The sequence below is a fragment of the Streptomyces sp. NPDC058880 genome, assembly GCF_042742535.1.
Taxonomy (GTDB): Bacteria; Actinomycetota; Actinomycetes; order Streptomycetales; family Streptomycetaceae; genus Streptomyces.
Map to the genome: position 1 here is coordinate 1 of NZ_JBHYMC010000055.1, position 22,443 is coordinate 22,443.

The 22,443-nt window shown below is 72.3% G+C and carries 23 protein-coding genes; 13 read left to right on the forward strand and 10 right to left on the reverse strand.

The window, feature by feature from the left end:
* Positions 1-146: 146 nt before the first annotated feature.
* Positions 147-587 (forward strand): hypothetical protein, encoded by a 441-nt coding sequence (locus ACFW2G_RS25495; protein WP_384450847.1) that lies wholly within the window; start codon positions 147-149, stop codon positions 585-587.
* 21 nt (positions 588-608) lie between these two features.
* Here ACFW2G_RS25495 and ACFW2G_RS25500 read toward each other — a convergent pair whose 3' ends face one another.
* The 3 genes from ACFW2G_RS25500 to ACFW2G_RS25510 form a co-directional block, all read right to left on the reverse strand.
* Positions 609-1,253: an RDD family protein gene (locus tag ACFW2G_RS25500; protein ID WP_384450849.1), complete on the reverse strand. Its 645-nt coding sequence runs from the start codon at positions 1,251-1,253 to the stop codon at positions 609-611.
* A 230-nt stretch (positions 1,254-1,483) separates the two neighbouring features.
* Positions 1,484-1,876 carry a hypothetical protein gene (locus ACFW2G_RS25505; RefSeq protein ID WP_384583336.1) on the reverse strand — a complete coding sequence of 131 codons (393 nt, stop codon included), beginning with the start codon at positions 1,874-1,876 and terminating at the stop codon, positions 1,484-1,486.
* A 163-nt stretch (positions 1,877-2,039) separates the two neighbouring features.
* Entirely contained in the window at positions 2,040-3,251 is a 1,212-nt protein-coding gene (locus ACFW2G_RS25510; RefSeq protein ID WP_384450855.1) for a pyridoxal phosphate-dependent aminotransferase, read from the reverse strand.
* 358 nt (positions 3,252-3,609) lie between these two features.
* On the opposite strand from ACFW2G_RS25510, the gene ACFW2G_RS25515 reads away from it, so the two are divergent.
* Positions 3,610-3,822, forward strand: a complete 213-nt coding sequence (locus ACFW2G_RS25515) for a hypothetical protein (protein ID WP_384450858.1) — start codon at positions 3,610-3,612, stop codon at positions 3,820-3,822.
* Between the two features lie 237 nt (positions 3,823-4,059).
* On the opposite strand, the gene ACFW2G_RS25520 is transcribed toward ACFW2G_RS25515, so the two are convergent.
* The gene (locus ACFW2G_RS25520) at positions 4,060-4,518 is read right to left on the reverse strand and encodes a nitroreductase/quinone reductase family protein (RefSeq protein WP_037919295.1); all 459 of its coding nucleotides are present in this window, start codon (positions 4,516-4,518) and stop codon (positions 4,060-4,062) included.
* Positions 4,519-4,624: 106 nt separating this feature from the next.
* Here ACFW2G_RS25520 and ACFW2G_RS25525 point away from each other — a divergent pair, with 106 nt between their 5' ends.
* A complete protein-coding gene (locus ACFW2G_RS25525) occupies positions 4,625-5,584 on the forward strand; it encodes a LysR family transcriptional regulator (RefSeq protein ID WP_384450863.1) in 960 nt (319 codons plus the stop codon).
* A 141-nt stretch (positions 5,585-5,725) separates the two neighbouring features.
* Here the strand turns inward: ACFW2G_RS25525 and ACFW2G_RS25530 are convergent, their stop codons facing one another.
* Entirely contained in the window at positions 5,726-5,911 is a 186-nt protein-coding gene (locus ACFW2G_RS25530) for a hypothetical protein (RefSeq protein ID WP_030034983.1), read from the reverse strand.
* 179 nt (positions 5,912-6,090) lie between these two features.
* On the opposite strand from ACFW2G_RS25530, the gene ACFW2G_RS25535 reads away from it, so the two are divergent.
* Positions 6,091-7,437, forward strand: coding sequence for a carbohydrate-binding protein (locus ACFW2G_RS25535; RefSeq protein WP_384450867.1), 1,347 nt, complete (start codon positions 6,091-6,093; stop codon positions 7,435-7,437).
* A gap of 86 nt (positions 7,438-7,523) precedes the next feature.
* On the opposite strand, the gene ACFW2G_RS25540 is transcribed toward ACFW2G_RS25535, so the two are convergent.
* Genes ACFW2G_RS25540 through ACFW2G_RS25550 form a run of 3 tightly spaced genes read right to left on the reverse strand, consistent with a single transcriptional unit; the run spans position 7,524 to position 11,446 of the window.
* Entirely contained in the window at positions 7,524-8,540 is a 1,017-nt protein-coding gene (locus ACFW2G_RS25540; protein WP_384450870.1) for a YdcF family protein, read from the reverse strand.
* A 22-nt stretch (positions 8,541-8,562) separates the two neighbouring features.
* Positions 8,563-10,143: an amidohydrolase family protein gene (locus ACFW2G_RS25545; RefSeq protein WP_384583339.1), complete on the reverse strand. Its 1,581-nt coding sequence runs from the start codon at positions 10,141-10,143 to the stop codon at positions 8,563-8,565.
* A gap of 10 nt (positions 10,144-10,153) precedes the next feature.
* Positions 10,154-11,446 carry an amino acid deaminase gene (locus tag ACFW2G_RS25550; RefSeq protein ID WP_384583342.1) on the reverse strand — a complete coding sequence of 431 codons (1,293 nt, stop codon included), beginning with the start codon at positions 11,444-11,446 and terminating at the stop codon, positions 10,154-10,156.
* Between the two features lie 150 nt (positions 11,447-11,596).
* On the opposite strand from ACFW2G_RS25550, the gene ACFW2G_RS25555 reads away from it, so the two are divergent.
* Complete coding sequence (locus ACFW2G_RS25555; RefSeq protein WP_384583345.1) at positions 11,597-12,349, forward strand: IclR family transcriptional regulator; 753 nt, start codon at positions 11,597-11,599, stop codon at positions 12,347-12,349.
* On the forward strand, positions 12,346-12,756 hold the full coding sequence (locus tag ACFW2G_RS25560) for a RidA family protein (protein ID WP_384583348.1): 411 nt from the start codon (positions 12,346-12,348) through the stop codon (positions 12,754-12,756). Before ACFW2G_RS25555 ends, ACFW2G_RS25560 begins: the two co-directional genes overlap by 4 nt.
* Positions 12,757-12,879: 123 nt before the next feature.
* Here ACFW2G_RS25560 and ACFW2G_RS25565 read toward each other — a convergent pair whose 3' ends face one another.
* Both ACFW2G_RS25565 and ACFW2G_RS25570 read right to left on the reverse strand, forming a co-directional pair.
* Positions 12,880-14,211: a M14 family metallopeptidase gene (locus ACFW2G_RS25565; RefSeq protein WP_384450883.1), complete on the reverse strand. Its 1,332-nt coding sequence runs from the start codon at positions 14,209-14,211 to the stop codon at positions 12,880-12,882.
* 125 nt (positions 14,212-14,336) lie between these two features.
* Positions 14,337-16,028 (reverse strand): chitinase, encoded by a 1,692-nt coding sequence (locus ACFW2G_RS25570; protein WP_384583351.1) that lies wholly within the window; start codon positions 16,026-16,028, stop codon positions 14,337-14,339.
* A gap of 383 nt (positions 16,029-16,411) precedes the next feature.
* On the opposite strand from ACFW2G_RS25570, the gene ACFW2G_RS25575 reads away from it, so the two are divergent.
* The 7 genes from ACFW2G_RS25575 to ACFW2G_RS25605 are packed head-to-tail and all read left to right on the forward strand — an operon-like array spanning position 16,412 to position 22,437.
* A complete protein-coding gene (locus ACFW2G_RS25575) occupies positions 16,412-17,365 on the forward strand; it encodes a hypothetical protein (RefSeq protein WP_384450889.1) in 954 nt (317 codons plus the stop codon).
* A gap of 50 nt (positions 17,366-17,415) precedes the next feature.
* On the forward strand, positions 17,416-18,117 hold the full coding sequence (gene cpaB, locus ACFW2G_RS25580; protein WP_384583354.1) for a Flp pilus assembly protein CpaB: 702 nt from the start codon (positions 17,416-17,418) through the stop codon (positions 18,115-18,117).
* A 7-nt stretch (positions 18,118-18,124) separates the two neighbouring features.
* Complete coding sequence (locus ACFW2G_RS25585) at positions 18,125-19,399, forward strand: CpaE family protein (RefSeq protein ID WP_384583357.1); 1,275 nt, start codon at positions 18,125-18,127, stop codon at positions 19,397-19,399.
* A 3-nt stretch (positions 19,400-19,402) separates the two neighbouring features.
* Positions 19,403-19,786: a TadE/TadG family type IV pilus assembly protein gene (locus ACFW2G_RS25590; RefSeq protein ID WP_037919321.1), complete on the forward strand. Its 384-nt coding sequence runs from the start codon at positions 19,403-19,405 to the stop codon at positions 19,784-19,786.
* Position 19,787: 1 nt separating this feature from the next.
* Entirely contained in the window at positions 19,788-20,156 is a 369-nt protein-coding gene (locus tag ACFW2G_RS25595) for a TadE/TadG family type IV pilus assembly protein (protein ID WP_037919323.1), read from the forward strand.
* Positions 20,153-21,502 (forward strand): CpaF family protein, encoded by a 1,350-nt coding sequence (locus ACFW2G_RS25600; protein WP_384450896.1) that lies wholly within the window; start codon positions 20,153-20,155, stop codon positions 21,500-21,502. Before ACFW2G_RS25595 ends, ACFW2G_RS25600 begins: the two co-directional genes overlap by 4 nt.
* Positions 21,499-22,437, forward strand: a complete 939-nt coding sequence (locus tag ACFW2G_RS25605; protein WP_037919328.1) for a type II secretion system F family protein — start codon at positions 21,499-21,501, stop codon at positions 22,435-22,437. The genes ACFW2G_RS25600 and ACFW2G_RS25605 overlap by 4 nt, the downstream gene beginning before the upstream one ends.
* The last annotated feature ends 6 nt before the right edge of the window (positions 22,438-22,443 follow it).

Here is a 22,443-nt window from a genome sequence, read left to right on the forward strand (position 1 = left end):
GGCCTCCACCTCGTGGAGGCCCGCCGTCGTGCGTCGTGCCCTGTTGCGCGAGCATCAGGTGTGCTGGCAAGCCCGCTTCGAAATGCTGTGTGAGTTCGCGGGTGCTGGTGGCCGGGGCGGCCGCCCGGAAGGATCGGGGCATGGGCGTGAGCACGTTGAAGTGGCAGGGCTGGCTGGTCGGCCTGGTGACGATCGCCGGGCTGCTGGTGTTCGCCCCGCTGGGCCTGTACGTGTGGGCGAGCGGGGGTGAACCGCGGGAGGAGCCGCCGCGTGCGGCTGTCCGGGACGTACGGGTCACCGGTTGCAGCATCGATCCGACAAGCCGGCGGGTGACGGCCGCGGTGGAGGCGACGGGGCGGGCCGAGGGCGTCGGCGCGTACGTCGTGACGGTGGAGTTCCGCGACCGGGCCGAAGCGGATCCCGGACGGCGGGCCGCCCAGGCGTTGGTGAGGATCCCGGGCGTGGCTCCGGGCGCGACCGAGTACGGCGAGGCGGTCGGCCCGGTGTGGCCGGTGGCGACGGTGCCCTGGTGCGGGGTCGCCGGCGCGGAGTTCACGCCGGCGAGCCCGACACCGGGGCTTCCGTAGCCGGTGGGGCGGGCGCCCCGATCAGCCGTTCTTGTTCACCGTGACGACGACGGTGCTGCACACCTTGTCGGCGAAGGTCTGCTTCTTCTCGTCCCACAGCGGCCACAGCCAGCCGAGGTAGCAGGTGATGCTGTCCAGGAAGTGCGCCAGCTTGCGGACGAAGGCCATGCCGAAGCCGAGCGTGGCACCGTCGGCCTCGCGGTGCAGGCTGATGCCGACGATCTTCTTGCCGATGCTCTGGCCGGTGGTGCCTTCCTTGTAGAGCTGGAAGATGGCCATGCCGAGGGTGTACAGGAGGCCGAGGAGGCCCAGTATGCCGCCGACGGTGGCGCCCGTCTCGTCGCCGGACAGCGCCGTGCCGATGCCGGTGAGCAGGTACATCGGGCCCGCGATGATCAGGGCGTCGAGCAGGTACGCGCCGAAGCGCAGACCCCAGTGCGCCAGCGGCGGCATCCCACCGGGCATCCCCGGCGGCGGGTACGCGCCGTACTGCGCCGGCGGCGGGGTCTGCTGCGGGTAGCCGTACTGCGGGGCGGCGCCCGGGGCGGGCTGCTGCGGGTAGCCGTACTGCGGGGGGACGCCCTGGGGGGCCTGCTGGCCGAAGCCGGGCTGGCCGCCCTGCGGGGGCTGCTGACCGTAGGGGTTGTTCGGATCGCCGAAGCTCATGGGCGCATCTCTCCAAGGTGCTCGATCGGGGACGAAGCGGAGTGGAGGAGATGGTTCGTATGAGCGGCCTCCCCCCTGCTGCCGCGATGTTTCAGCCAACATCGTGTTCGGAGCGCGGGGATCTGTCCAATTCATTGGCCGCGCGAGGAGCCGCGGGCGGGCGTCGCAAGGGCCGTCCGCGGGCTCATGGCGCCCGGTCCGGAGCCTCCGCGGCCCCGGACCGGGGCCGTCTAGAGGGCGCCGGCCAGGTCCTTGGACTCCAGGGCGGCGGCGTGCGCGTCCATGCGTTCGGCGGCGAGGATCGCGACGGTGGTGTCGGCCCGGGACGCGGCGACGAGGAGCGCGCGGGCGGCGAGGTCGTGCGCGCGCCGGTGCAGTGCGGCGGCGTCCCCCGCGGGGCCCTGGGGCGCCCGGGTGGGCTGGGCCCCGCGCAGCCGGGTCACCTGGGCGGCGATCTCGTCGGCGGCCTCGTCCAGCCCCAGCTCGTCGGTGACGGCGAGGAGGGCGGCGAGGTGACCGGCGAGCTGGATGGCCAGGGCTTCGCCGCGGCTGCTGTGGGGGTAGTCGACCGTGGTGCCGCCCATGCGCTGGACGACCGGCTTCGTGCGGATCGGCTCGTACATGAGGAGGCCTCCTGCGTGGTCAGGAGACCATCCTACATTGGATTGGTTCTAAAGTTGAGCTGGATCCTGTTGATGTTCGGCCGCACCCGGTCCGGTGCCCGCTCCGACGCCCGGTCCGGGGCCGGAGTCGGGGCCGGAGCCGGAGTCGGAGTCGGGCGGCCGTTCAGAGCTGACCGTAGCCGTCCAGGAAGTTCCCGATCCGGGTCACGGCGTCGGCCAGGTCCTTGGCGTTGGGCAGGGTCACGATGCGGAAGTGGTCGGGCTCGGGCCAGTTGAAGCCCGTCCCGTGCACGACCATGATCTTCTCGGCGCGCAGCAGGTCCAGGACCATCTGCCGGTCGTCCTTGATCTTGTAGACGTTCGGGTCCAGCTTCGGGAAGGCGTACAGCGCGCCCTTCGGCTTCACGCAGGTGACGCCAGGGATCTGGGTGAGCAGGTCGTGGGCGACGTTGCGCTGTTCCAGGATCCGCCCGCCGGGCAGGACCAGGTCCTCGATGGACTGGCGCCCTCCGAGCGCGGTGGCCACCGCGTACTGCGAGGGCATGTTCGCGCACAGGCGCATGTTCGCGAGGATCGTGAGGCCCTCGATGTAGCAGGTGGCGTGCTTCTTCGGGCCGCACACGGCCATCCAGCCGGCCCGGTAGCCCGCGACCCGGTAGTTCTTGGACAGGCCGTTGAAGGTCAGCGTCAGGACGTCCGGGGCGATGGCGGCCGTGTTGAAGTGCTGGGCGCCGTCGTACAGGATCCGGTCGTAGATCTCGTCCGAGCAGACGACGAGGTTGTGGCGGCGCGCGATGTCCGTCAGCCCGCGCAGCATCTCCTCGTCGTAGACGGCGCCGGTCGGGTTGTTCGGGTTGATGATCACGATCGCCTTGGTGCGGTCGGTGACCTTGCGCTCGATGTCGGCGAGGTCCGGCATCCAGTCGGACTGCTCGTCGCAGCGGTAGTGCACGGCCGTGCCGCCGGCCAGGGAGACGGAAGCTGTCCACAGCGGGTAGTCCGGCGCCGGGACCAGTACCTCGTCGCCGTCGTCGAGCAGCGCCTGCATCGACATCGTGATCAGCTCGGAGACGCCGTTGCCGAGGTAGATGTCCTCGACGTCCAGGTCGATGCCCTTGGTCTGGTAGTGCTGCATGACCGCGCGGCGCGCGGACAGCAGGCCCTTCGCGTCACCGTAGCCGTGGGCGGAGCCCAGGTTGCGGAGCATGTCCTCAAGGATCTCCGGCGGGCACTCGAAGCCGAAGGCCGCGGGGTTGCCGGTGTTGAGCTTGAGGATGCGATGACCTGCTGCTTCGAGCCGCATGGCCTCTTCGAGCACGGGGCCGCGGATCTCGTAGCAGACATTGGCGAGTTTGGTTGACTGGATCACCTGCATGACGGGAGCTTACGGGCCGGGGTGCGGGCTCGACCTGCCTTTTCGCTCTGAAGTTGAAGGTCGTTTTGTCATGATTCGTGGGATGGGTGGGTGGGGGTGCGCTCTTCCCTTGGAATCGGGGGCCACGGCCGTGCTCCGACCTGCGGAATGGGTGAAACGGTCTCCGGGGGAGGGGGACGTGTTGCCCTCGTCACCTTGCGGGGGTCGGGGGAGTGGCGGGACTGAGTACCCGGGCTGAGTACGCGCGCTCATGCGGCCGTCGGACCCGCGGGGGAGGCTGGACGCGCGCAGTGCGGCGAGTGGCGCCTGGACGGCGGCGATCGGGGAGTACGGGGCAGTGGAGTTCGTAGTGGGTGACATGGCGATTACCGCGATCGGTAGGGACGGCGACGACCGGGCCATCGAGTTCCTGATCAGGTCCGAGGGGGCTCTGGAGGAAGGGCGCTTCGCGATCTTCCGTGAGCACGGCCGGGGCTGGGAGGGCGCCCGCCTGGCCATCGATCCCGGAGCGGGCAGCGTCCCGGTGGCCGCGGTGGAGTGGGCGGTGGAGTTCGCGCGGGAGTACCTCTGACGGGTACGGGCCGGCGGCTGCCCACACGCCTCGGGGCGGGGCCGGAGCGCGGCGGGTACGGGTGGGCGCGCGTCGAGCCGCTGGTCATCGGGGGCGCTGTGTGCGCGCCGTGGCGGTGACCGCCTGCACCCACCGCGAGGGCTCCCGCGGCGGCCCCCGGGGAGGCGCCCCACGCCGACCGCCCCGGGGCGGTCGGCGTGGGACGAGGTGCGGGGCGAAGGCCCGCCGGGGCGTCCGTCAATGGCCGGGGAGGCGTTCCAGGATCACCAGGGGGATCTCGCGGGGGCGGGCGGCCGCCTGTTCGTCCTCGAAGGGGGGCCAGAGGGCGGTCATCATCTCCCAGTAGACCTCCCGTTCCGTCGCGGTGGCCGTGTGCGCCGTCGCCTCGAAGGAGGCGGCGCCGACCTGGAGGCGGGCCTCCGGGTGGGTAGTGAGGTCGTGGTACCAGCGGGGGTGGTACGGCGCGCCGTCGGCGGAGGCCACGACGAGGAAGCGGCCCGCGTCCTCGCCATAGACCAACGGGGTGCGTGCCGTGGTGCCCGAGGTGCGGTCGAGCGTGGTGAGCAGCAGGGTGGGGACTCCGTGCCAGAGGTGCCCGTCGGCGCCCGCGGTACTGACGTAGGCCCGGACGTGGTCGAGCCGCGGGCCGGGTCGCGGGTCCGTGGGATGGTCCCAGTCGACTTCGAGTGTGTGCATGTGCCTGTCCTTAGGGTTGTGGCCCTCTGGCGGCTAACGAGCATGAACGATTCTGGATGCGTACGACCCATGGCGCACCCCCACAGGTCTGGACCAAGCTCTTCGTATGGATCTGGAGCTGAGGCATCTCAAGATCGTCAGGGCCGTCGCCGACGCCGGGAGCCTGACCCGGGCCGCCACCGCGCTCGGTCTGGCGCAGCCGGCGCTCAGCGCGCAGCTGAAGCGGGTCGAGCGGGCGCTGGGCGGCACGCTGTTCGTGCGCGGGCGGGAGGGCGTCCGGCCCACCGCGCTCGGGCAGCTGGTGCTGGAGCGGGCGCGGGTGCTGCTGCCCGCGGTGTGCGAACTCCAGGAGGAGGCGCAGCGGTTCGCCCGGCAGGGGGCGCAGGGCTACCGCCTGGGCGGGACCCACGGCCCACTGCTCGGCGGGCTCGTGGACCGGCTCGCGCACGAGGAGCCGGGTGTGCCGGTGACGACCTACACCTCCTGGTCGGAGAAGGAGGTCGCCGGGGGTGTCGCGGACGGGCGCCTGGACTTCGCGCTCGTCGGGGTCTGCGGGGAGAGCGCGCCGCCCGAGCCGGGCCGGCTCGCCTGGATGGAGGTGGCCCGGGACCCGGTGCACGTGATGCTGGCCGCGGACCACCCGCTGGCCCTGGCCCGGGCTCCGCGCGACGAGGTGGAGCTGGCCGAGCTGGCCCCCGAGGCATGGACAGACGTCCCCGGCGACGGGTGCTTCGGGGACTGCTTCGCGGCGGCCTGCGTACGGGCGGGATTCACACCCGCCTGTGTCTACGAGACCGACACCGCCTCCTGCGTGCACCTGGTGCAGGTGGGGCGGGCCGTCGGGCTGTGCCGGGCCACCTTCCCGGCCACCCCGGGGGTGGTCACGCGGCCGCTGGCCGGGATGCCGCTGGTGTGGCGGCACGTGCTGGGCTGGCATCCCGCCGCGCGGGCCGCCGCGCGGGCCGCCGGTGTGCTGGGCCATGCGCGGGCCGCCCATGCGGAGGCACTGGCGAGGGCGGCCGGGGGGTCGGACCTGCGGGCCGCCGCGCCGTCGCCCGCCGCGTAGCCGCGTAGCCGCTCGGCCGTCGGTGGTCGAGTGCGGCGCCGCCGTCCGGCCCGCGGGCAGTGCGTCCCGCGCTCCACCCTCCGACGGGGCCGAGAGCACCGCCCCCGGCCGGGCCGGGGGCGGCGGGGCAGCCCCGGTCGGCTACGGCAGGTAGCGCTCGATGACCTGCGGGCCCTCCTTCTCGATCAACTTGCGGGCCTTCTCGACCCGCTCCGGAGTCGGGTCGTGGCCGGTCGCCATCACGAGGTCCTCGGGGTCGTACGGTCGTTCCCCGCCCGTGAAGAGCCGGTCCGACCGCGTGGGCTGCTCGTCGGGTTCACTGACCATCGCGTACCTCCTACGTTTTCCCTTGGCCCCATGGTCCGGCCGCCGCCCCATGAACGCACGTCGGCCGCCACGGGGCCGCGGGCATAACGCCAGGGGAGGGGCCAACTGCCAGCTCCCGCAGACAGGTTCGGATTTCTACGGTTTCCGCAGACCCCCACCGGAAACCGAGGAGATCCCCCATGCTCAAGCGACACGCCCGCGCGGCGTGTACCGCCCTGGCCGCCGCCGGGCTGCTGCTGGCCGGGACGGGCGGCGCCACCGCCGACCCCGCCCCCGCCGTGCCCTCCGCCGCCGCCACCCTGCGCACCGCCGACGCGTCCCCCGAGCTGCTGTCCGCCATGCAGCGCGACCTCGGCCTGACCCCCACGCAGGCCAAGGCCCGCCTCGCGCACGAAGCCGAGGCCGGGGCCACCGCCGCCCGCCTCCGGGACCGGCTCGGCGCCGCCTTCGCCGGGGCCTGGGTGGACGGCGCCGACTCCGCCGTGCTCACCGTGGCGACCACGCGGGCCGCTGACACCACCGCGATACGGGCCACCGGAGCCCGGGCGAAGCTCGTCCCCCGGGCCCTGGCCGACCTGGACGGCGCCAAGGCCGCCCTGGACCGGGCCGCGGGCCCCGCCACCCCCGTCCGCTATGTCGACCCGCGTTCCAACACGCTCGTCGTCGAGGAGACCGAGGCGGGGGCCGCCGCCCGGCTGCTCGCCGCCACCGGTACCGACGCGGACCTGGTCACGGTGGTCCGTACGGCCGAGGCCCCGCGTCCGCTCTACGACCTGCGCGGCGGCGACGCCTATTACATGAACGGCAGCGGCCGCTGCTCGGTCGGCTTCCCCGTGACCAAGGGGACCGTGAACGGCTTCGCCACCGCCGGGCACTGCGGGCGCGCCGGGACCACCACCAGCGGGTTCAACCAGGTCGCCCAGGGCTCCTTCCAGGCCTCGGTCTTCCCCGGGAACGACATGGCCTGGGTCGCCGCGAACGCCAACTGGACCTCGACCCCGTACGTGAAGGGCAGCGGCGGCGCGAACGTGCAGGTCGCCGGTTCGGTGCTGCAGCCGGTCGGGGCCTCGGTGTGCCGGTCCGGCTCGACCACCGGCTGGCACTGCGGCACGATCCAGCAGCACAACACCAGCGTCACCTACCCCGAGGGCACCATCTCCGGCGTGACCCGTACGACGGTCTGCGCCGAGCCGGGCGACTCCGGCGGCTCCTACATCTCCGGGAGCCAGGCCCAGGGCGTCACCTCGGGCGGCTCCGGCAACTGCTCCAGCGGCGGGACCACCTTCTTCCAGCCGCTGAACCCGATCCTGTCGGCGTACGGGCTGACCCTCAAGGTCAGCGGGAGCGACCCGGGCCCGGGCCCCGGCCCCGAGCCGGAGCCGGGCGGCACCTGGAAGGCCGGCACGGTCTACGCGACCGGTGCCGCCGTCACCTACGGAGGCTCCACCTACCGCTGCATCCAGGGGCACCAGGCCCAGACCGGATGGGAGCCGCCGAACGTCCCGGCGCTCTGGCAGCGCGTCTGACGGATCCGCGCGAAGCCGGGAACAGGTGCCGTGACTGCCAAAGGGGGAGTCACGGCACCTCGCCCGTCCGCGTCCGCGTCCGCGTCTCAGACGAGGACCGCGGCCAGCGTGCCCAGCGCACCGAAGACGGCCAGCAGGCCGCAGATCGACAGATTGACCGCCCGGTGCTCCCAGAAGACGGCGACGAACTCGCGGATCGTGGCGCTGGGCCAGTAGTACTTCGCGGTGGGGGAGCCGAGGACCTGTCCGTTCACGCCGGTCTTGCGCGCCATCATCGCCGCCCGGAAGGCGTGGAAGTTGTTGGTGACCACCACGCACCGGTAGGCCGGATCGTGCGCCTCCATGATCTGCCGGCTGAAGAGCATGTTCTCCTCGGTCGTGGTGGACCGGTCCTCCAGCACGATGTGCTCCGCCGGCACGCCCTCGGCGATCAGCCAGTCCGCCATCGCCCGGGCCTCCGCGACCTTCTCGTCGGAGCCCTTGCCGCCCGAGACGAGCAGCACCGGCGGCCGGCCGCTCCGGGCCAGCTGGACCTCGTAGATCTGCCGGCCCTTGCGCAGGCGCGAGGCCAGCAGTGGTGGGACGCGGTCCCCGCCGACGAGGCCCGAACCCAGCATGACCACGTGGTCCACGTCGCCGCGCACCTTGATCCGGCCGTAGAGGAAGGCGTAGCCGAGGAAGCAGAAGAAGACGAAGGAGACGTAGCCGGCGACGACGGTGAGGGTTCCGGCGATGCCGCCCAGGACGGGAGAGCCGACCACGACGACGAGGACCAGCAGCGCGATCAGCGCGAAGATCGCGAGACCGGCCAGCATGGACAGCAGGTTGGCCGGGCGGAAGCCCTCCTTGCGGACCATCGTCATGCCGTTGCGGACGAGGAGGACACCCAGGGCCAGGATGCCGAACGCCGGGGAGGCGAAGGTGACCACGGCGATCGTGACGGCCGCCCAGAAGGGAAGTTTGGCCACCTGGAGGAAGAGGGCCGAGCAGGCGGTCAGGAGGGTCAGCCCCAGGAGCACGGCGTTGCTGAAGCGGCGCCTGTCCTGCCTGACGCTTATACAGAACGCCAGGAACAGCAGGGCGGTGAGGGCGAAGGCGACCATGGCGACATCGTAGGGTGCGCCCCTACCGGGAGGCGCGGTCGGTGCGCCGCACCGACCGCCCGGCCAGCACCTGGGTCCGGTGCCCGTCGCGCATGACGAACCGTCCGCCGATCAGGACGTGCGGGATGCCCGTGGGCAGCGCACGGGGCCGCTCGTAGGTGGATCCGGCCGCGACCGTGTCCGGGTCGAAGAGGACGAGGTCGGCGCGGTGCCCCACCCGGACCAGGCCCCGGTCGGGCAGGCGCAGCCGGGCGGCGGGTCGGCCGGACAGGTGCGCCACGCACTCCTCCAGGGAGAGCAGGCCGAGCTCGCGGACGTAACGGCCGAGGTAGTGCGGGAAGGTGCCGTAGGCCCGGGGGTGGGGCTTCGCGCCCTGCAGGATGCCGTCGGAGCCGCCGGTGTGGGCGCGGTGGCGCATGATCGCCCGGACGTTCTCCTCGTGGCCCACGTGCTGGAGGACCGTGGGCGCGAGCCGGTCGCCGATCAGCAGCCGGCGGGCGGTGTCCCAGCCGTCCACGCGGGTGCCGACATGGGCGGCGTACGCGGGATCGGCGACGCCCGAGATCTCGACGGCCGACCAGTCGACGGGGACCCCGTGGCAGCCGTCGGAGCCCTCGTGCTCCAGGGCGTGGCGGATCCGCTCGGCCGTGCCGTCGTCGCGCAGCCGGGCGAGGACCGCCTCCGGGCCGCCCTCGTTGGCCCAACTGGGCAGCAGGGCGACGAGGGTGGTGCAGCCGGGGGTGTACGGGTAGCTGTCCAGGGTGATGTCGGCGCCCCCGTCCAGGGCCGCGTCGAGGAGGGCGAGCAGTGCGGGGGCGCGGCCCTCGTTCTCGTCGAAGTTCAGGGTGGCGTGTGCCAGGTGCAGGGCGCAGCCGGCCTCCCGGGCCAGGTCGACCATCTCGGCGTAGGCGGCGAGGGCGCGCCGGCCGTAACTGCGGTGGTGGGGGCAGTAGTAGCCGCCGTACCGGGCCACCACCGTGCACAGTGCGGTCAGTTCGGCGCCGGAGGCGTACATGCCGGGGGTGTAGGTGAGCCCGGAGGACATGCCCACCGCGCCCTGGGCGAGACCGTCGGCGACGAGGGCGCGCATCCGGTCGAGTTCGGCCGGGGTCGCCGGGCGGTCGTCCCAGCCGACGACCTGGGCGCGGACGGTGCCCTGGGGGACGAGGTAGGCGGCGTTCACGGCGATGCCCTCGCCGCCGAAGCCGCGGTCCAGCCGGTCGAGGTACTCGCCGACGGTGCGCCACGTGACGTCGATGTCGTCGCCGGGGCCGTTCCAGCCGGCGATCGCGGCCCGCACCCCGGCGAGGGTCCGGTCGTCGACGGGCGCGTACGACAGGCCGTCCTGGCCGAGGACTTCGAGGGTCACGCCCTGGGCGGCCTTCGCGCTGTGGTCCGGGTCGCGGAGCAGGGCGAGGTCGCTGTGGGCGTGCATGTCCACGAAGCCGGGGGCCAGGGCGAGACCGTGCCCGTCGACGGTCTCACGGCCCCCGGGGAGCCTGCCGACGGCGGCGATCCGCCCCTCGTGGACGCCGACGTCGGCGGTGTACGAGGGGCCGCCGGTGCCGTCGACGACGCGGGCGCCCCGGATGACCAGGTCCACCGGCTGCTGCCTAGAAGAAGGTGCGGACGAAGTCGGTGACGGTGCCGTCGGCCTCCACGACCGGGATCAGCGGCCACTTCTCGAAGATGGTGCAGGGGTGGGCCATGCCGAGGGAGATCCGGTCGCCGACCTCCAGCGGGGTGGCGTCGGCGTCCGTCTCGATCCAGGCGTGCTGGTCGGACAGCTTGGTCACCCGGATTCCGGTCGCGGCGCGCTCGACGCCGTCACGGGCGCTGCGCACGGCGAGCACTGCGGGCAGGCCGAGGTCGTAGGCGATGTCGCGTTTTCCGGCGTTGACGAAGGCCTGGCCGGGTGTGGGGCGGGAGACCACCTGGGTCCACAGCCGGAAGGCGGGGAGCAGGCCACCCTCCTCGGGCACGCGGTTGAAGGGGGTCAGGCCCGAGTACCAGCCGTGGTCGTGGGAGACGTACGCGCCGGAGCGCAGCAGCGGCAGGACGGGCAGCGACAGCTGCGGGATCTCGGTGAAGACCTCGGCGACGGCGTCGAACCATTCGCTGCCGCCGGCGCTGACGATGACCTCGTCCAGGCCGGTGCCGGTGAAGAGGCCCTGCTTGTCGAGATCGGCGGCGAGCGCGGTGAGCCGGCGCAGCCAGGCGCGGACGCTGTCGGCGTCGGCGCCGGGCATGGTGGCCTCGTAGCCGGCCACGCCCGCCAGGCGCAGGGCGGGCGACGCGGCGACGGCCTCGGCGACGGCCCGGCATTCGGCGTCGGTGCGGATCCCCGTGCGGCCCTCGGCGCCGGCGCCGAGTTCGAGGACGACGTCGAGGGTGGCGTCGTGGCCCTGCAGGGCGGCGTCCATCAGCTCGACCCCGCGGACGGAGTCGACGTAGCAGACGAACCGGAAGTCGGGGTCGGAGGCGAGCTCGTCGGCGACCCAGCGGAGGGCCGGAGGGTCGACCAGCTCATTGGCCAGGAAGATCGTCCGGATACCGAAGGCGCGGCAGACGCGGGCCTGGTGGGGCATGGCGACGGTGATGCCCCACGCGCCGTGGTCCAGCTGGCGCTGGAAGAGCTGCGGGGCCATGCAGGTTTTGCCGTGCGGCGCGAAGGCGAGGCCGTGGCGGGCGGCATAGGTGCCGAGGGCGGCGAGGTTGTGTTCCAGCGCGTCCGCGTCGAGGGTCAGGACGGGTGTGGTGAACCCGCCGGTGTGCAGGTCCCGGCGCTGGGCGGCGAGCTCCCCGACGGTCAGCCCGTCGGCCTGGGCGTCCGGGGGAAGTCCCTTGAACCGGTGGTCCGCCGGTTCGTCGGCGAGGGCCGTGACGGGGTCGCTGGCGCTGGCCATGCGGGTGCCTCCCGGGGGTGTGTTGCACTAGCTGCAACGATCATTGCGTGGACCGCTGCACGCTGTCTAACATCCCGGGTGACGGCGGGTCAACGCTGCCCGGTGCGCCGCCGCAGTCGGCGGCGCGGCGACCGCGGGAAGGGGCGAGCGATGAGCCAGTCGGTCGAGAGGGCGCTCGGCATCCTGCCGCTGCTCGCGCAGGGGCCCGCCGGACTCGGCGACGTGGCCGGCGAACTCGGCGTGCACAAGAGCACCGCGCTGCGCCTGCTGCGCACCCTGAACCGGCACGGGTTCGTCTCCCGCTGCCCCGACGGCCGCTACCGCCTCGGTGCGCGCCTCTTCGCGCTCGCCGCCGAGGCCATCGAGAACCTCGACGTCCGCGAGGTCGCCCGCCCCCACCTGGCCGAGTTGAACCGGGTCACCGGGCACACCGTCCACCTCGCCCTGTACCAGGACGACGAGGTCGTGTACGTCGACAAGGTCGACAGCCGCTACCCGGTGCGCATGTACTCCCGCATCGGCCGGCCCGTCCCCCTCACCGTCGCGGCCGTCGCCAAGCTGCTCCTGGCCGACCTCCCCGAGGCCGAACGCCGGGCCCTGGCCCACCGCATCGACTACCCCCGCTACACCGCCCGCTCCACCCCGGACGCCGAGGCGTTCCTGCGCGAGCTGGACCTCGTACGGGAACAGGGCTGGGCCACCGACCTCGGCGGCCACGAGGAGTCGATCAACTGCCTGGGCGCGCCGGTGCACGGTCCCGGCGGGCGCGTCCTCGCCGCGCTGTCCGTCTCCGCGCCCGCGGTGGTCCTCCCGGCGGAAGGGCTGCTCGAACTGCTGCCGCAGGTGCTGCGCACCGCCGGTGCCATCAGCAGGGACTGTTCAGGAGTACAGGAGACAGCGTGACCGAGAAGACCTCCATCACCCCCGCTACCCACACCGTGCCGCCCGCGAGGTTCTCGCACGGCGTGCGCAAGGGGAACATCCTTCAGGTGGCCGGGCAGGTCGGCTTCCTCCCGCACGTCGACGGCCGGCCGCCGACCCCCGCGGGGCCGACGCTGCGCGAGCAGACCCTCCAGACGCTGGAGAACGTCCGCTCCGTGCTGGAGGCCGGTGGAGCGGGCTGGGATGACGTGATGATGATCCGCGTCTACCTCACGGACACGGCGCACTTCGCGGAGATGAACGCCCTCTACGACGCCTACTTCGAGGAGCTGGGCCTGCGGGAGGCCCCGGCCGCGCGCACCACCGTGTACGTGGGCCTGCCGGACGGGCTGCTCGTCGAGGTCGACGCCCTCGCCGTCCTGGGCTGACGTCCGCCCGCGGACGGGCGGACGCCCGGCCGCTCAGGAGGGGGGACGCCCCCCTGGCGGCGGGGCGTCCCCCCGGTCCGGGTGACGTGCGGCACGGTCCCGGCGCGTGCCGCACGGGACGGGCTACGCGCAGTACTGGGCTTCCTTGCCGATCGATCGGTACATGCAGTCCGCGTTCTCCAGCAGCTGGAGCACCGCGTCCTTGTTGCGGGCCGTCTCGCGGTCGATCACCTCGTCCGGCGGGTAGAAACCGCCGCCGCCGTTGCGGGGGTACATCTCGAAGGTGTACGAGAAGATCTTCTGGTCGCCCCACAGCCAGTCGTCGATCGTGCCGTCCGTGATGTACAGGTCGCTCGACTGCTCCGGCGTGTAGCCGTTGCTGGCCGCCATGCTCGTGCCGATCTTCTTGTAGACGGCCAGGTCGTCGGCGGTCAGGCCCGGGGCGGTGTCGCTGTAGGTGTAGCCGAAGGGCCACAGCACGAGCTCGCTGTAGGTGTGGAAGTCGATCGCGGCCTTGATCTGCTGCTTGCCGCCGACCACCCGGCTGCGCACGAAGTCCGAGACGGCCTTCACCTCGGGCGCCGACTCGGCGGCCGCGCCCCGGTAGGTCTCGGAGCTCTTGCTGCCGCTGGATCCGCCGCAGCAGCCCCACTTGTAGTTCCAGTTGCGGTTCTCGTCGGTGCCGACGTAGGAGGAGCCGGAGTTGGGCTGCCGGTTCTTGCGCCAGGAGCGGTAGCGGCCGGTGGCGATGTCGTACTCGCCGCCGTCCGGGTTGAGGTCCGGGATGATCCAGATTTCGCGGCCGTTGACGGCATCGGTGACCCGGGAGTCGGTGCCGTACTTGGAGGTGAACTCCTTGAGCAGGTACAGCGCCATCTCGACGGTCAGGTGCTCGCGGGCGTGCTGGTGCGCGGTGAAGAGCACCTCGGGCTCGGACTCGTCGGTGGCGACGTTGTCGCTGATCTTGATCGCGAGGAGGTCGCGTCCCTGGTACGACTTTCCGATCACGCGCTTGGAGGCGATCGTCGGGTACTGGGCCACGAGCGTGTTGATCTCGGCCGTCGCCTCGGCGTAGTTGTGGTACTTGGAGTCCGCCGAGGGGAAGTCCATCGGGCTCGCCGCGATGCCGGGCAGCGAGCGGTCCGGGGGGCCGGGCAGGGGGGTCAGCCGGTAGCCGATCGCCTTCAGCTTCGCGGCCTGCATGGGGTCGGCGCTGACCACGACGGTGTGGTCGTCCACCTCGTCGATGGACACGCCCGTGCCGAGCAGCGCGGTGCGGTCGGCGACGGTGGAGGGGCCGTGGATCCGGTACTGCACGATGGCCTCGTCCTGGGTGGCGGTGGACGGGCTGGGCGGTGGAGCCGCCGTCGCACTCATGCCGTAGGCGGGTGCGCCGAGGGCGAGCGCCAGCAGGGCCGCCGTCAGGCCGGCCCTCCGGCGGGTGTGGAGCCGCATGCGTTCTCCTGGGTGGGGAGTGTGGGGGTAGCCGTGCGGACGCGCTCAGCGTCCTCTCGTGGCATGTACCGGTCAAGGACCTCAGGCGTCGGCCGAACCGATCCGGCCACCCCCACACGTACCGCCTACGGGAGCCCGTGGACCTTGGGACCCACCGAGTTCGACCAGGCGCTACCCGCCTTGGCGTCCCAGTTGGTCGACCAGGTCATCGCGCCGCGCAGCCCCGGGTAGGTCTTCGGCGGCTTGAAGGACCCGCAGTTCGTGCCCCGCGTCAGGCAGTCCAGGGCGTTGTTGACGACGGTCGGGGAGACGTAGCCGCTGCCCGCACCGCTGGGGGAGGCCGGGACGCCGATGCCCACCTGGGAGGGGTCGAGCCCGCCTTCCAGCTGGATGCAGGCCAGCGCGGTGAGGAAGTCCACCGAGCCCTGGGAGTAGACCTTGCCGTCGCAGCCGTTCATCGAGCCGCTGTTGTAGTACTGCATGTTGACGACGGTGAGGATGTCCTTGATGTTGAGCGCCGTCTTGAAGTAGCCGCCCTGCGTGGACTGCATGTCGATCGTCTGCGGGGCCATGGTGATGACGAGGGACGGGCCCGCCTTCGCGGACAGGCCGCGCAGCGCCTGCGTCATGTACGTGGGGTTGAGCCCGTTCTCCAGGTCGATGTCGATGCCGGTGAAGCCGTACTCCTGCATCAGGGCGTACGCCGAGTTCGCCAGGTTGGCGGCGGAGGCCGAGTCGTTGACCGTGATGGTCCCCTTCTCGCCGCCGATGGAGAGGATGACCGACTTCCCGGCCGCCTTCTTCGCGGCGATGTCCGCCTTGAACTGGGCCACGGTGTAGCCGCCGAGGCCGGCCGAGTCGAGGTTGAAGGCGATGGCGCCGGGCGTGGTGGTGGCATCGGCGAAGGAGACGGCGATGATGTCGTACTGCGCGGACACGTCCGAGATCTTCTGGACGGTCGCGCCGTTGTTGAAGTTCTGCCAGTAGCCGGTCAGTGCGTGCTTGGGTACGGCCGGGTTGCCCGGGTTGCCGCCGCCGGTGGTGGTCCCGGTGACGGGCGCGGACTTCGGGCCCTCGCCCGCGCTGTTGTACGCGCTCACCTGGAAGGAGTACGAGGTGGAGGGCGCGAGCCCGGTGATCGGGGTGGTGGTCCCGGTCACGGTACGGACGAGGACGCCGTCCTGGTGGACGTGGTAGCCGGCGGCCCCGCCGACCGCGTTCCACGCAAGGGTGAGTCCGTTCGCGCTCTGGCCCGAGACGGTGGCACCGGACGGTGCGCCCGGGATCTCCGGGCCGGGGTCGGTGCCCCCGCCGCCGTCCGGGCCGAAGACGCTGAACTCGTCCACGACGTAGGCCGGCTGGCCGTACCAGCCGTGGGTGTACACGGTGACCTGGGTGGTGGAGGGGCCGGTGGTGAAGGTGGTGGACAGCTTCTGCCAGCCGCCGCCCGAGCCGGGGGTCCAAGTCGAGACGTCCTGCGTGCCCGTCCCGGTCGCTCCGAGGTAGACGTAGCTGCCCTGCACCTGGGTGCTCAGCGTGTACGTCGAGTTCGGCTTGACCGTGACGGTCTGGCTGCAGCGGGCGTTGTCGGAACCGGCGGGGGTGGCCTTCAGGGCGCCGGCCCCGGCGTAGACGGGCGAGGAGACGGCGGTGCCGCTCCCGCCGGAGCAGGACCAGTGGGAGAGGCCCGACTCGAAGCCGCCGTTGCGGGCGACATTGACGTCCGCGGCCTGTGCGGTGCCGGCGGCAAGGGCCGTCAGCGCCCCGGCGGCGACGGTGACGGCGATCGGCAGGGCGAGGGAGCGTATGCGGTTCACGTGGGCTCCGTGGGGGGAGGTGTGGTGGTGAAGGAAGAGCCGGGCCGTGTGGGGTGGGGCCGACTCACGGCGTGCGCTGCCAAGTTGGTCCAGACCAATCTCCCTGTCAAGGGTCTTCGCAAAGTGGCTTGAAATGGTTCAATGCGCGATCCCTGTTGTCCGGGTTTTCCGTCACCTGTGACCGGTGCCTTACGCACGGGAATCACCAAGCCCCTGACCAGCGAGGGGTGACGCGGTTATGGTGCTGGGGCAACGGGGGGATGGGCGACGGCCGTCCGCGGTCGCGCACGTGGTGCGTGGCCGCGACGCGGCTGCGACGCGTCCCCGTCGAGCGCGCGAAAGTCCGGACGTACGGGAGAACGTGGGGGAACGGGGGAAATCGCGTGCCGACCGCCATCGCAGTCACCAGCGCCGATCTGGTGCTTCCGGCACCCGACCGGCACACACCCGGGGCCGCCCTGCTGCACCCGCCCGAACAGCACGACCTGGAGTCCGCGCTCGCCGGGACCGGCGCGCTGTTGGAACGGCACGGCCACCTCGTGGCCCTCGTACCGCCCTGGCTGCCGCGACCCACGGTCCAGCGACTGCACACCGTGCGGGCCATCCTGGAAACCGACCGGATCGCACTGCTCGACATCGATCTGCCGCCGCTGGGAACGGCCCTGCTGGCCCGTCAGCTGCGACAGCTCAGCGTCTGCGACTTCAGCCCCGGAGTCATCGCGTCCGCGGCCCGGCTGCTGTCCCACTACATCTACGCGGGCGCCCTGCTCGGCTCGGTCGCCAAACTCGACCGGGTCCGCGTGCCCGTCGGGCTCGGGGCGCACGCCCGGTCCTGGTCGCCGAGCGCGCAGTTCGCGGTACTCGCCCACCCGGCACCGCACCTGGCCAGGCTGGGCTCCGCGGGCGGCGGACGAGGCGGGTCCCGCAGCGGACGCGGCGGCTCGCACGGCGGAAACCGCGGCGGTTCCCACGGAACCGCCGCGGCCCTGCCCGCCGGCCCCGACTTCGCCACGCACCTCACCTTCGCGCGCGGCCAGCTCGCCTCCGACTGGGTCGCTGCGGAACTCGCCCCCGCCTGGCAGGTGCAGGGCGTCATGGAGAACCCGCTGCCGGCCGCCTCACCCGCCTGGTGGGGAACCCCCCGGCTCGTCGAGTTCGCCGCCGGCATCCCCGACCTGTCCGTGCTCTACCAACTGGTCGCCTCGGTCCGCCGCGAGCAGTGCCGCTGGTGCGGCCTGGAACTCATCGGCGATCGATGCGGCTTCTGTGCCGCACCGCTCACCGCCTCACCGCCGTCCGCGGCGGCGCCGGCGGGCACCGGCCGCTCCAGACGCTGACCGACGACCGAACGTACGAATGAAGAAAGAACGGCGAGGTAGTACGGCCTATGAACTCACGCCAGCGCCGCGGCGTCATTCTGCTGCTCCTGTCGGTCCTGTGCGCCCTGGGAGCCTTCGCCGGAGTCCTCGTGGTGATCGGCGACGTCAACTCCAAGGTCGGATCCGAGGTCGTCGCCTACCGCGCCAAGGCCGACATAGCACCGTACAGCCCGCTCGGGGCCGGACAGTTCGAGGAGATCAGGATCCCCGAGCGGTGGCTGTCCGCCACGGCCGTCACCGACCTCGGAGCGCTCAAGGACAAGATCGCGCTCACCACCCTGAAGAAGGGCTCGCTGCTGCAGGCGGACATGTTCGTCGACCGGCCCCAGCTCCAGCCCGGTGAGCAGGAGATCGCCATCATGATCGACGCGGCGACGGGGGTCGCCGGGAAGATCACCTCGGGCGCCAAGGTCAACATCATCGCCACCTTCAAAGGCGCCAAGGACACCGAGCCCTCCCGTTCGGTGATCATCGTCGCCAACGCCCGGGTCCTGAACGTCGGCAGACTCACCGCCCTGGAGAAGGACGGCGACCGCAGGGGCCCCGCCGAGGCCGTCCCGATCACCTTCGCCCTCAGCACCAAGGACACCCAGCGCGTCGCGTACGCCGAGTCCTTCGCGGAGCACGTGCGCCTGGCCCTGGTCGCCCCCGGCACCGACTCCGCGCCCGCCCCCGGCGACCGTACGTACACCCTCGACGGGGACAGGTGAGGCCCGGATGACCACACGCATCCTCCCCGCGGTCGGCGACCCGGACGCCGCGCGCATCTTCTCCACGCTGCTGAGCCAGCTCCCGTCGGCGGAGCCCGCCGCCCCCGTCCCCGACTCGACCACACTGCTCGACACCCTCGCCCGGCTCGCCGTCGACTCCCTCGACGAGCTGCCCGAGGTGGTCCTCGTCCACGAGCGGATCGGCCCGGTGCCCGCACTGGAGCTCATCCGCGAAGTCGCCCTCCGGTTCCCTGCGGTGGGTGTCGTCCTGGTCTCCTCGGACGCCGGACCGGCGCTCTTCTCCGCCGCCATGGACTCCGGCGCCCGCGGCCTCGTCGGCCTGCCGTTGTCCTACGACGAGCTCGCCGCCCGCGTCCAGGCCGCCGCCCAGTGGTCCGTGGGCGTCCGCCGCCACCTGGGCCGGGGCGCCGCCGACGCCGACGCCCTCACCGGGCCGGGCGGCCGGGTCGTCACGGTCACCGGGGCCAAGGGCGGCGTGGGCACCACCTTCACCGCCGTGCAGTTCGCACTGGCCGCGGCCGCCTCCGGCCGGCGCACCGTGCTGGTCGACATGGACCTCCAGGCCGGCGACGTCGGCTCGTACCTCGACGTGCAGTTCCGGCGGTCCATCGCCGACCTCGCCGGCATCCGGGACATCTCATCGCGGGTGCTCCAGGACGCCGTCTACGAGGACCGCACCGGGCTCGCACTGCTGCTGGCCCCGGCCGACGGCGAACGCGGCGAGGAGGTCGACGACCGGGCCGCCCGGCACATCGTCGCAGCCCTGCGCAGCCGCTACGAACTCGTCGTCGTCGACTGCGGGACCCAGGCGACCGGAGCCAACGCCGCCGCGGTGGAGACGGCCGACGTCGCCGTCCTGGTCACCACGCCCGATGTGATCGCGGTGCGGGCCGCCAAACGCATGGTCCGGCTGTGGGAGCGGCTGCAGATCCGCAAGGCCGAGGACACCGCGGTGGTCGTCAACCGCTGGAGCAAGCACACCGAGATCCAACCCGCCCTGATCGAGAAGATCACCAAGACCCGGGCCACCCGCACCCCCGTCCCGGCCGCCTTCAAGGAGCTCCAGGCCGTGGTCGACGCGGGCCGCGTCCAGGACCTCGACAACCGCTCGACGGTCAAGCAGGCCCTGTGGACCCTGGCCGGCGAACTCGGCCTCCTGGCCGCCCCGGACACCCCGGCGGCCCCCGCCCCGCCGGGCGGCGCCCTGACCCTGCGCGCCGCGGGCACGGTCTCCCGGCTGCGCCGAGGCCGGGAGGGCTGACGGATGCCCAAGCCCGCCCGGAGAGGGGCCCGCGGGAACCGGGGCGACCGGGGCCAGGTGGCGATCGAGTTCGTCGGCACGGTACCGCTGATCCTGCTCCTGGTGGCGGCGGTGTGGGAGTGCGTACTGATCGGCTACGCCTTCTCCCTGGCGGGCAACGCGGCGGACGAGGCGGCCCGGGCGGGGGCGGTGCGCGGGGACGCCGCGTGCCGGGCGGCGGTGCACGAGCACATCGGGGACTCCTGGGGCCCCCGGGTGGAATGCACGGAGTCCGGGGACATCTACCGGGCGGAGGTCACCCTCGGCGTCCCGGTCTTCTTCCCGGGCCTCGACTTCGGCGAGATCCATGGCACCGGCGGCGCCGCACTGGAGAAGGAGTCCGAGTGACATGAGGCCGCGCAACCGGTCGGACCGGGGCCAAGTGGCCCTGGAGTACATCGGCTTCCTACCGATCCTGCTGTTCGTCGCGCTGTGCGGGATCCAGCTGGGCTGGGTCGCGTACGTCCACGAGCAGGCGGACACGGCCGCCCGCACCGCCGCCCGCGTCGAGGCCCGGCACCCGGGCCGGGGCGAGGCGGCGGGGGTGGCGGCCGTCAGGGAGGGGCTCGGCGCGCGCGTCGTCGTGAGCAGGACGGCCGACGCCGTCACCGCGGTCGCCACCATCCGCGTCAACTCGATCATCCCCGGCCTGGACCCCGACGAGGCCAGGGCCACAGCCGTCATGCCCAACGACGACCCCGAGGTGACCGGACCATGAGCCTGCGTTCCCGGGTCAGCACGCCCGACGACCGCCACAGCCCGCGCGAGGACGGCCGGCTGGTCTCCTCCTACCGCGCCAAGCTGCTGGAGGAGATCGACCTCGCCGAGATGTCCGCGCTGGCCCCCGCCGAGCGCCGGGCGCGCCTGGAACGCGTCCTCGGGCACATCATCAGCCGCGAGGGCCCCGTCCTGTCCACCGCCGAGCGCACGCAACTCATCCGCCGCGTCGTCGACGAGGCACTCGGGCTCGGCGTGCTGGAACCGCTCCTCGAAGACCCCTCCATCTCCGAGATCATGGTCAACGGACCCGACCAGATCTTCGTCGAGCGGGCCGGCCGGGTCGAGCAGCTCCCCCTCCGGTTCGCCTCGCACGAGCAGCTCATGCAGACCATCGAGCGCATCGTCTCGACCGTCAACCGCCGCGTCGACGAGGCCAATCCGATGGTCGACGCGCGCCTGCCCAGCGGCGAGCGCGTCAACGTCATCATCCCGCCGCTCTCCCTGACCGGCGCCACCCTCACCATCCGCCGCTTCCCGCGCGCCTTCACCCTGCACGAGATGATCGCCCTCGGCTCCCTCGACGAGCAGATGCTCCTGCTGCTGTCCGGCCTGGTCCAGGCGAAGATGAACGTGATCGTCTCCGGAGCCACCGGCACCGGCAAGACCACCCTCCTCAACGCCCTCTCCGGCCTGATCCCGGAGGGCGAGCGCATCATCACCATCGAGGACTCCGCGGAGCTCCAGCTCCAGCAGGCCCACGTCATCCGTCTGGAATCCCGCCCGGCGAACGTGGAGGGCAAGGGCCAGATCACCATCCGCGACCTCGTGCGCAACTCCCTGCGCATGCGCCCCGACCGCATCATCGTCGGCGAGGTTCGCGGCGGCGAGACCCTCGACATGCTCCAGGCCATGTCCACCGGCCACGACGGCTCACTGGCCACCGTCCACGCCAACAGCTCCTCCGACGCCCTGACGCGCCTACAGACCCTGGCCTCCATGTCGGAGGTCGAGATCCCCTTCGAGGCCCTCCAGGACCAGATCAACAGTGCCGTCAACGTCATCGTCCAGCTGACCCGCTTCGGCGACGGCTCGCGCCGCATCACCGAGATCTCCCTCCTCGATTCCACCGGCCGCGAACCTTTCCGGATCACCACGGTCTGCCGGTTCGCCGCCCAGCCCATGGGGCCGGACGGGCGCGTCCACGGCTTCTTCGAGTACTACCCGCTGCCCCGCCGCATCGCCGAACGCCTCTACATGAACAACCAGCCCGTCCCGCAGGCCTTCGGCGTCGCGCTGCCCGACGACCCCCTCACCACGCCGCACATCACACGGACCGCCCTGTGAACCCACTGATCCTCCTCACCCTCGGCATCACGCTGCTGGCCTGCGTCCTCGCGGTCGCCGGCCTCCAGGCCTACGCGGCCGGCCGCGCCCAGCACGCCGCCCTCGTCGAACGCCTCTCGGCGAGCGGCGCTCCCGAGCCGCTCGGCCGGGTGCGCCGCTTCCGGAAGATCGACCGCAGACTGCGCAGGACGGCGTTCGGCCGCCGGATCGAGCAGAAGCTTGCGACCACCGGCCTCGACCTCACGCCCGGCGAGTTCTTCGTCTACATGCTCGCCTCGATCGCGGGCGTCTGGCTCATCGCCTCGTCCCTCCTCGCCCCGTTCTTCGGACCGGTGGCCGGACTGATCGGCATCTGGGCGGCGAACGCCTTCCTTGGCTGGCAGCGGGCGCGGCGTACGGAGCGCTTCATCAACCAGCTCCCCGACCTGGCCCGCATCCTCGCCAACGCCACCCAGGCCGGGCTGGCCCTGCGTACCGCCATCGGCATCGCGGCGGAGGAACTGGAGGCGCCGGCGGGTGAGGAACTCGCGCGGGTCGCCGACCGCCTCGCCGTGGGCCACTCCATCGAGGAGTCGCTGGGAGAGCTCACCGAGCGCCTGCCGTCGCGGGAGCTCGTCGTCCTCGTCTCCACCCTCGTCCTGTCGGCCCGCGCCGGCGGCGCGATCGTGGACAGCCTGCGCAACCTGACGGTGACGCTGGAGCAGCGCAAGGAGACCCGTCGCGAGATCCGCACCCAGTTGTCCCAGGTCACGGTCACGGCCTACCTGGTGCCGGCCATCGGGCTCGGCTCGCTGCTCCTCGTCGACATGATGATGCCGGGCGCGCTGGACCGCATGACGGGCGCCTTCCTCGGGCAGACGGCCGTCCTCGTCGCCCTCGGCCTCTTCGCGCTGGGCTTCGTCCTCATCCGCCGCCTGTCGAAGATCGACGTGTGAGGGGGG

Excerpts from the sequence above, each read along its gene's own strand:
- ACFW2G_RS25535 (WP_384450867.1), top strand. The coding sequence starts at position 6,091 with ATGCTCAAGCGACACGCCCGCGCGGCGTGTACCGCCCTGGCCGCCGCC.
- ACFW2G_RS25505 (WP_384583336.1), bottom strand. The coding sequence starts at position 1,876 with ATGTACGAGCCGATCCGCACGAAGCCGGTCGTCCAGCGCATGGGCGGC.
- ACFW2G_RS25590 (WP_037919321.1), top strand. The coding sequence starts at position 19,403 with ATGCCCAAGCCCGCCCGGAGAGGGGCCCGCGGGAACCGGGGCGACCGG.
- ACFW2G_RS25540 (WP_384450870.1), bottom strand. The coding sequence starts at position 8,540 with ATGGTCGCCTTCGCCCTCACCGCCCTGCTGTTCCTGGCGTTCTGTATA.
- ACFW2G_RS25585 (WP_384583357.1), top strand. The coding sequence starts at position 18,125 with ATGACCACACGCATCCTCCCCGCGGTCGGCGACCCGGACGCCGCGCGC.
- cpaB (WP_384583354.1), top strand. The coding sequence starts at position 17,416 with ATGAACTCACGCCAGCGCCGCGGCGTCATTCTGCTGCTCCTGTCGGTC.
- ACFW2G_RS25565 (WP_384450883.1), bottom strand. The coding sequence starts at position 14,211 with ATGCGGCTCCACACCCGCCGGAGGGCCGGCCTGACGGCGGCCCTGCTG.
- ACFW2G_RS25600 (WP_384450896.1), top strand. The coding sequence starts at position 20,153 with ATGAGCCTGCGTTCCCGGGTCAGCACGCCCGACGACCGCCACAGCCCG.
- ACFW2G_RS25595 (WP_037919323.1), top strand. The coding sequence starts at position 19,788 with ATGAGGCCGCGCAACCGGTCGGACCGGGGCCAAGTGGCCCTGGAGTAC.
- ACFW2G_RS25525 (WP_384450863.1), top strand. The coding sequence starts at position 4,625 with ATGGATCTGGAGCTGAGGCATCTCAAGATCGTCAGGGCCGTCGCCGAC.
- ACFW2G_RS25520 (WP_037919295.1), bottom strand. The coding sequence starts at position 4,518 with ATGCACACACTCGAAGTCGACTGGGACCATCCCACGGACCCGCGACCC.
- ACFW2G_RS25510 (WP_384450855.1), bottom strand. The coding sequence starts at position 3,251 with ATGCAGGTGATCCAGTCAACCAAACTCGCCAATGTCTGCTACGAGATC.
- ACFW2G_RS25515 (WP_384450858.1), top strand. The coding sequence starts at position 3,610 with ATGGCGATTACCGCGATCGGTAGGGACGGCGACGACCGGGCCATCGAG.
- ACFW2G_RS25530 (WP_030034983.1), bottom strand. The coding sequence starts at position 5,911 with ATGGTCAGTGAACCCGACGAGCAGCCCACGCGGTCGGACCGGCTCTTC.
- ACFW2G_RS25500 (WP_384450849.1), bottom strand. The coding sequence starts at position 1,253 with ATGAGCTTCGGCGATCCGAACAACCCCTACGGTCAGCAGCCCCCGCAG.
- ACFW2G_RS25555 (WP_384583345.1), top strand. The coding sequence starts at position 11,597 with ATGAGCCAGTCGGTCGAGAGGGCGCTCGGCATCCTGCCGCTGCTCGCG.
- ACFW2G_RS25550 (WP_384583342.1), bottom strand. The coding sequence starts at position 11,446 with ATGGCCAGCGCCAGCGACCCCGTCACGGCCCTCGCCGACGAACCGGCG.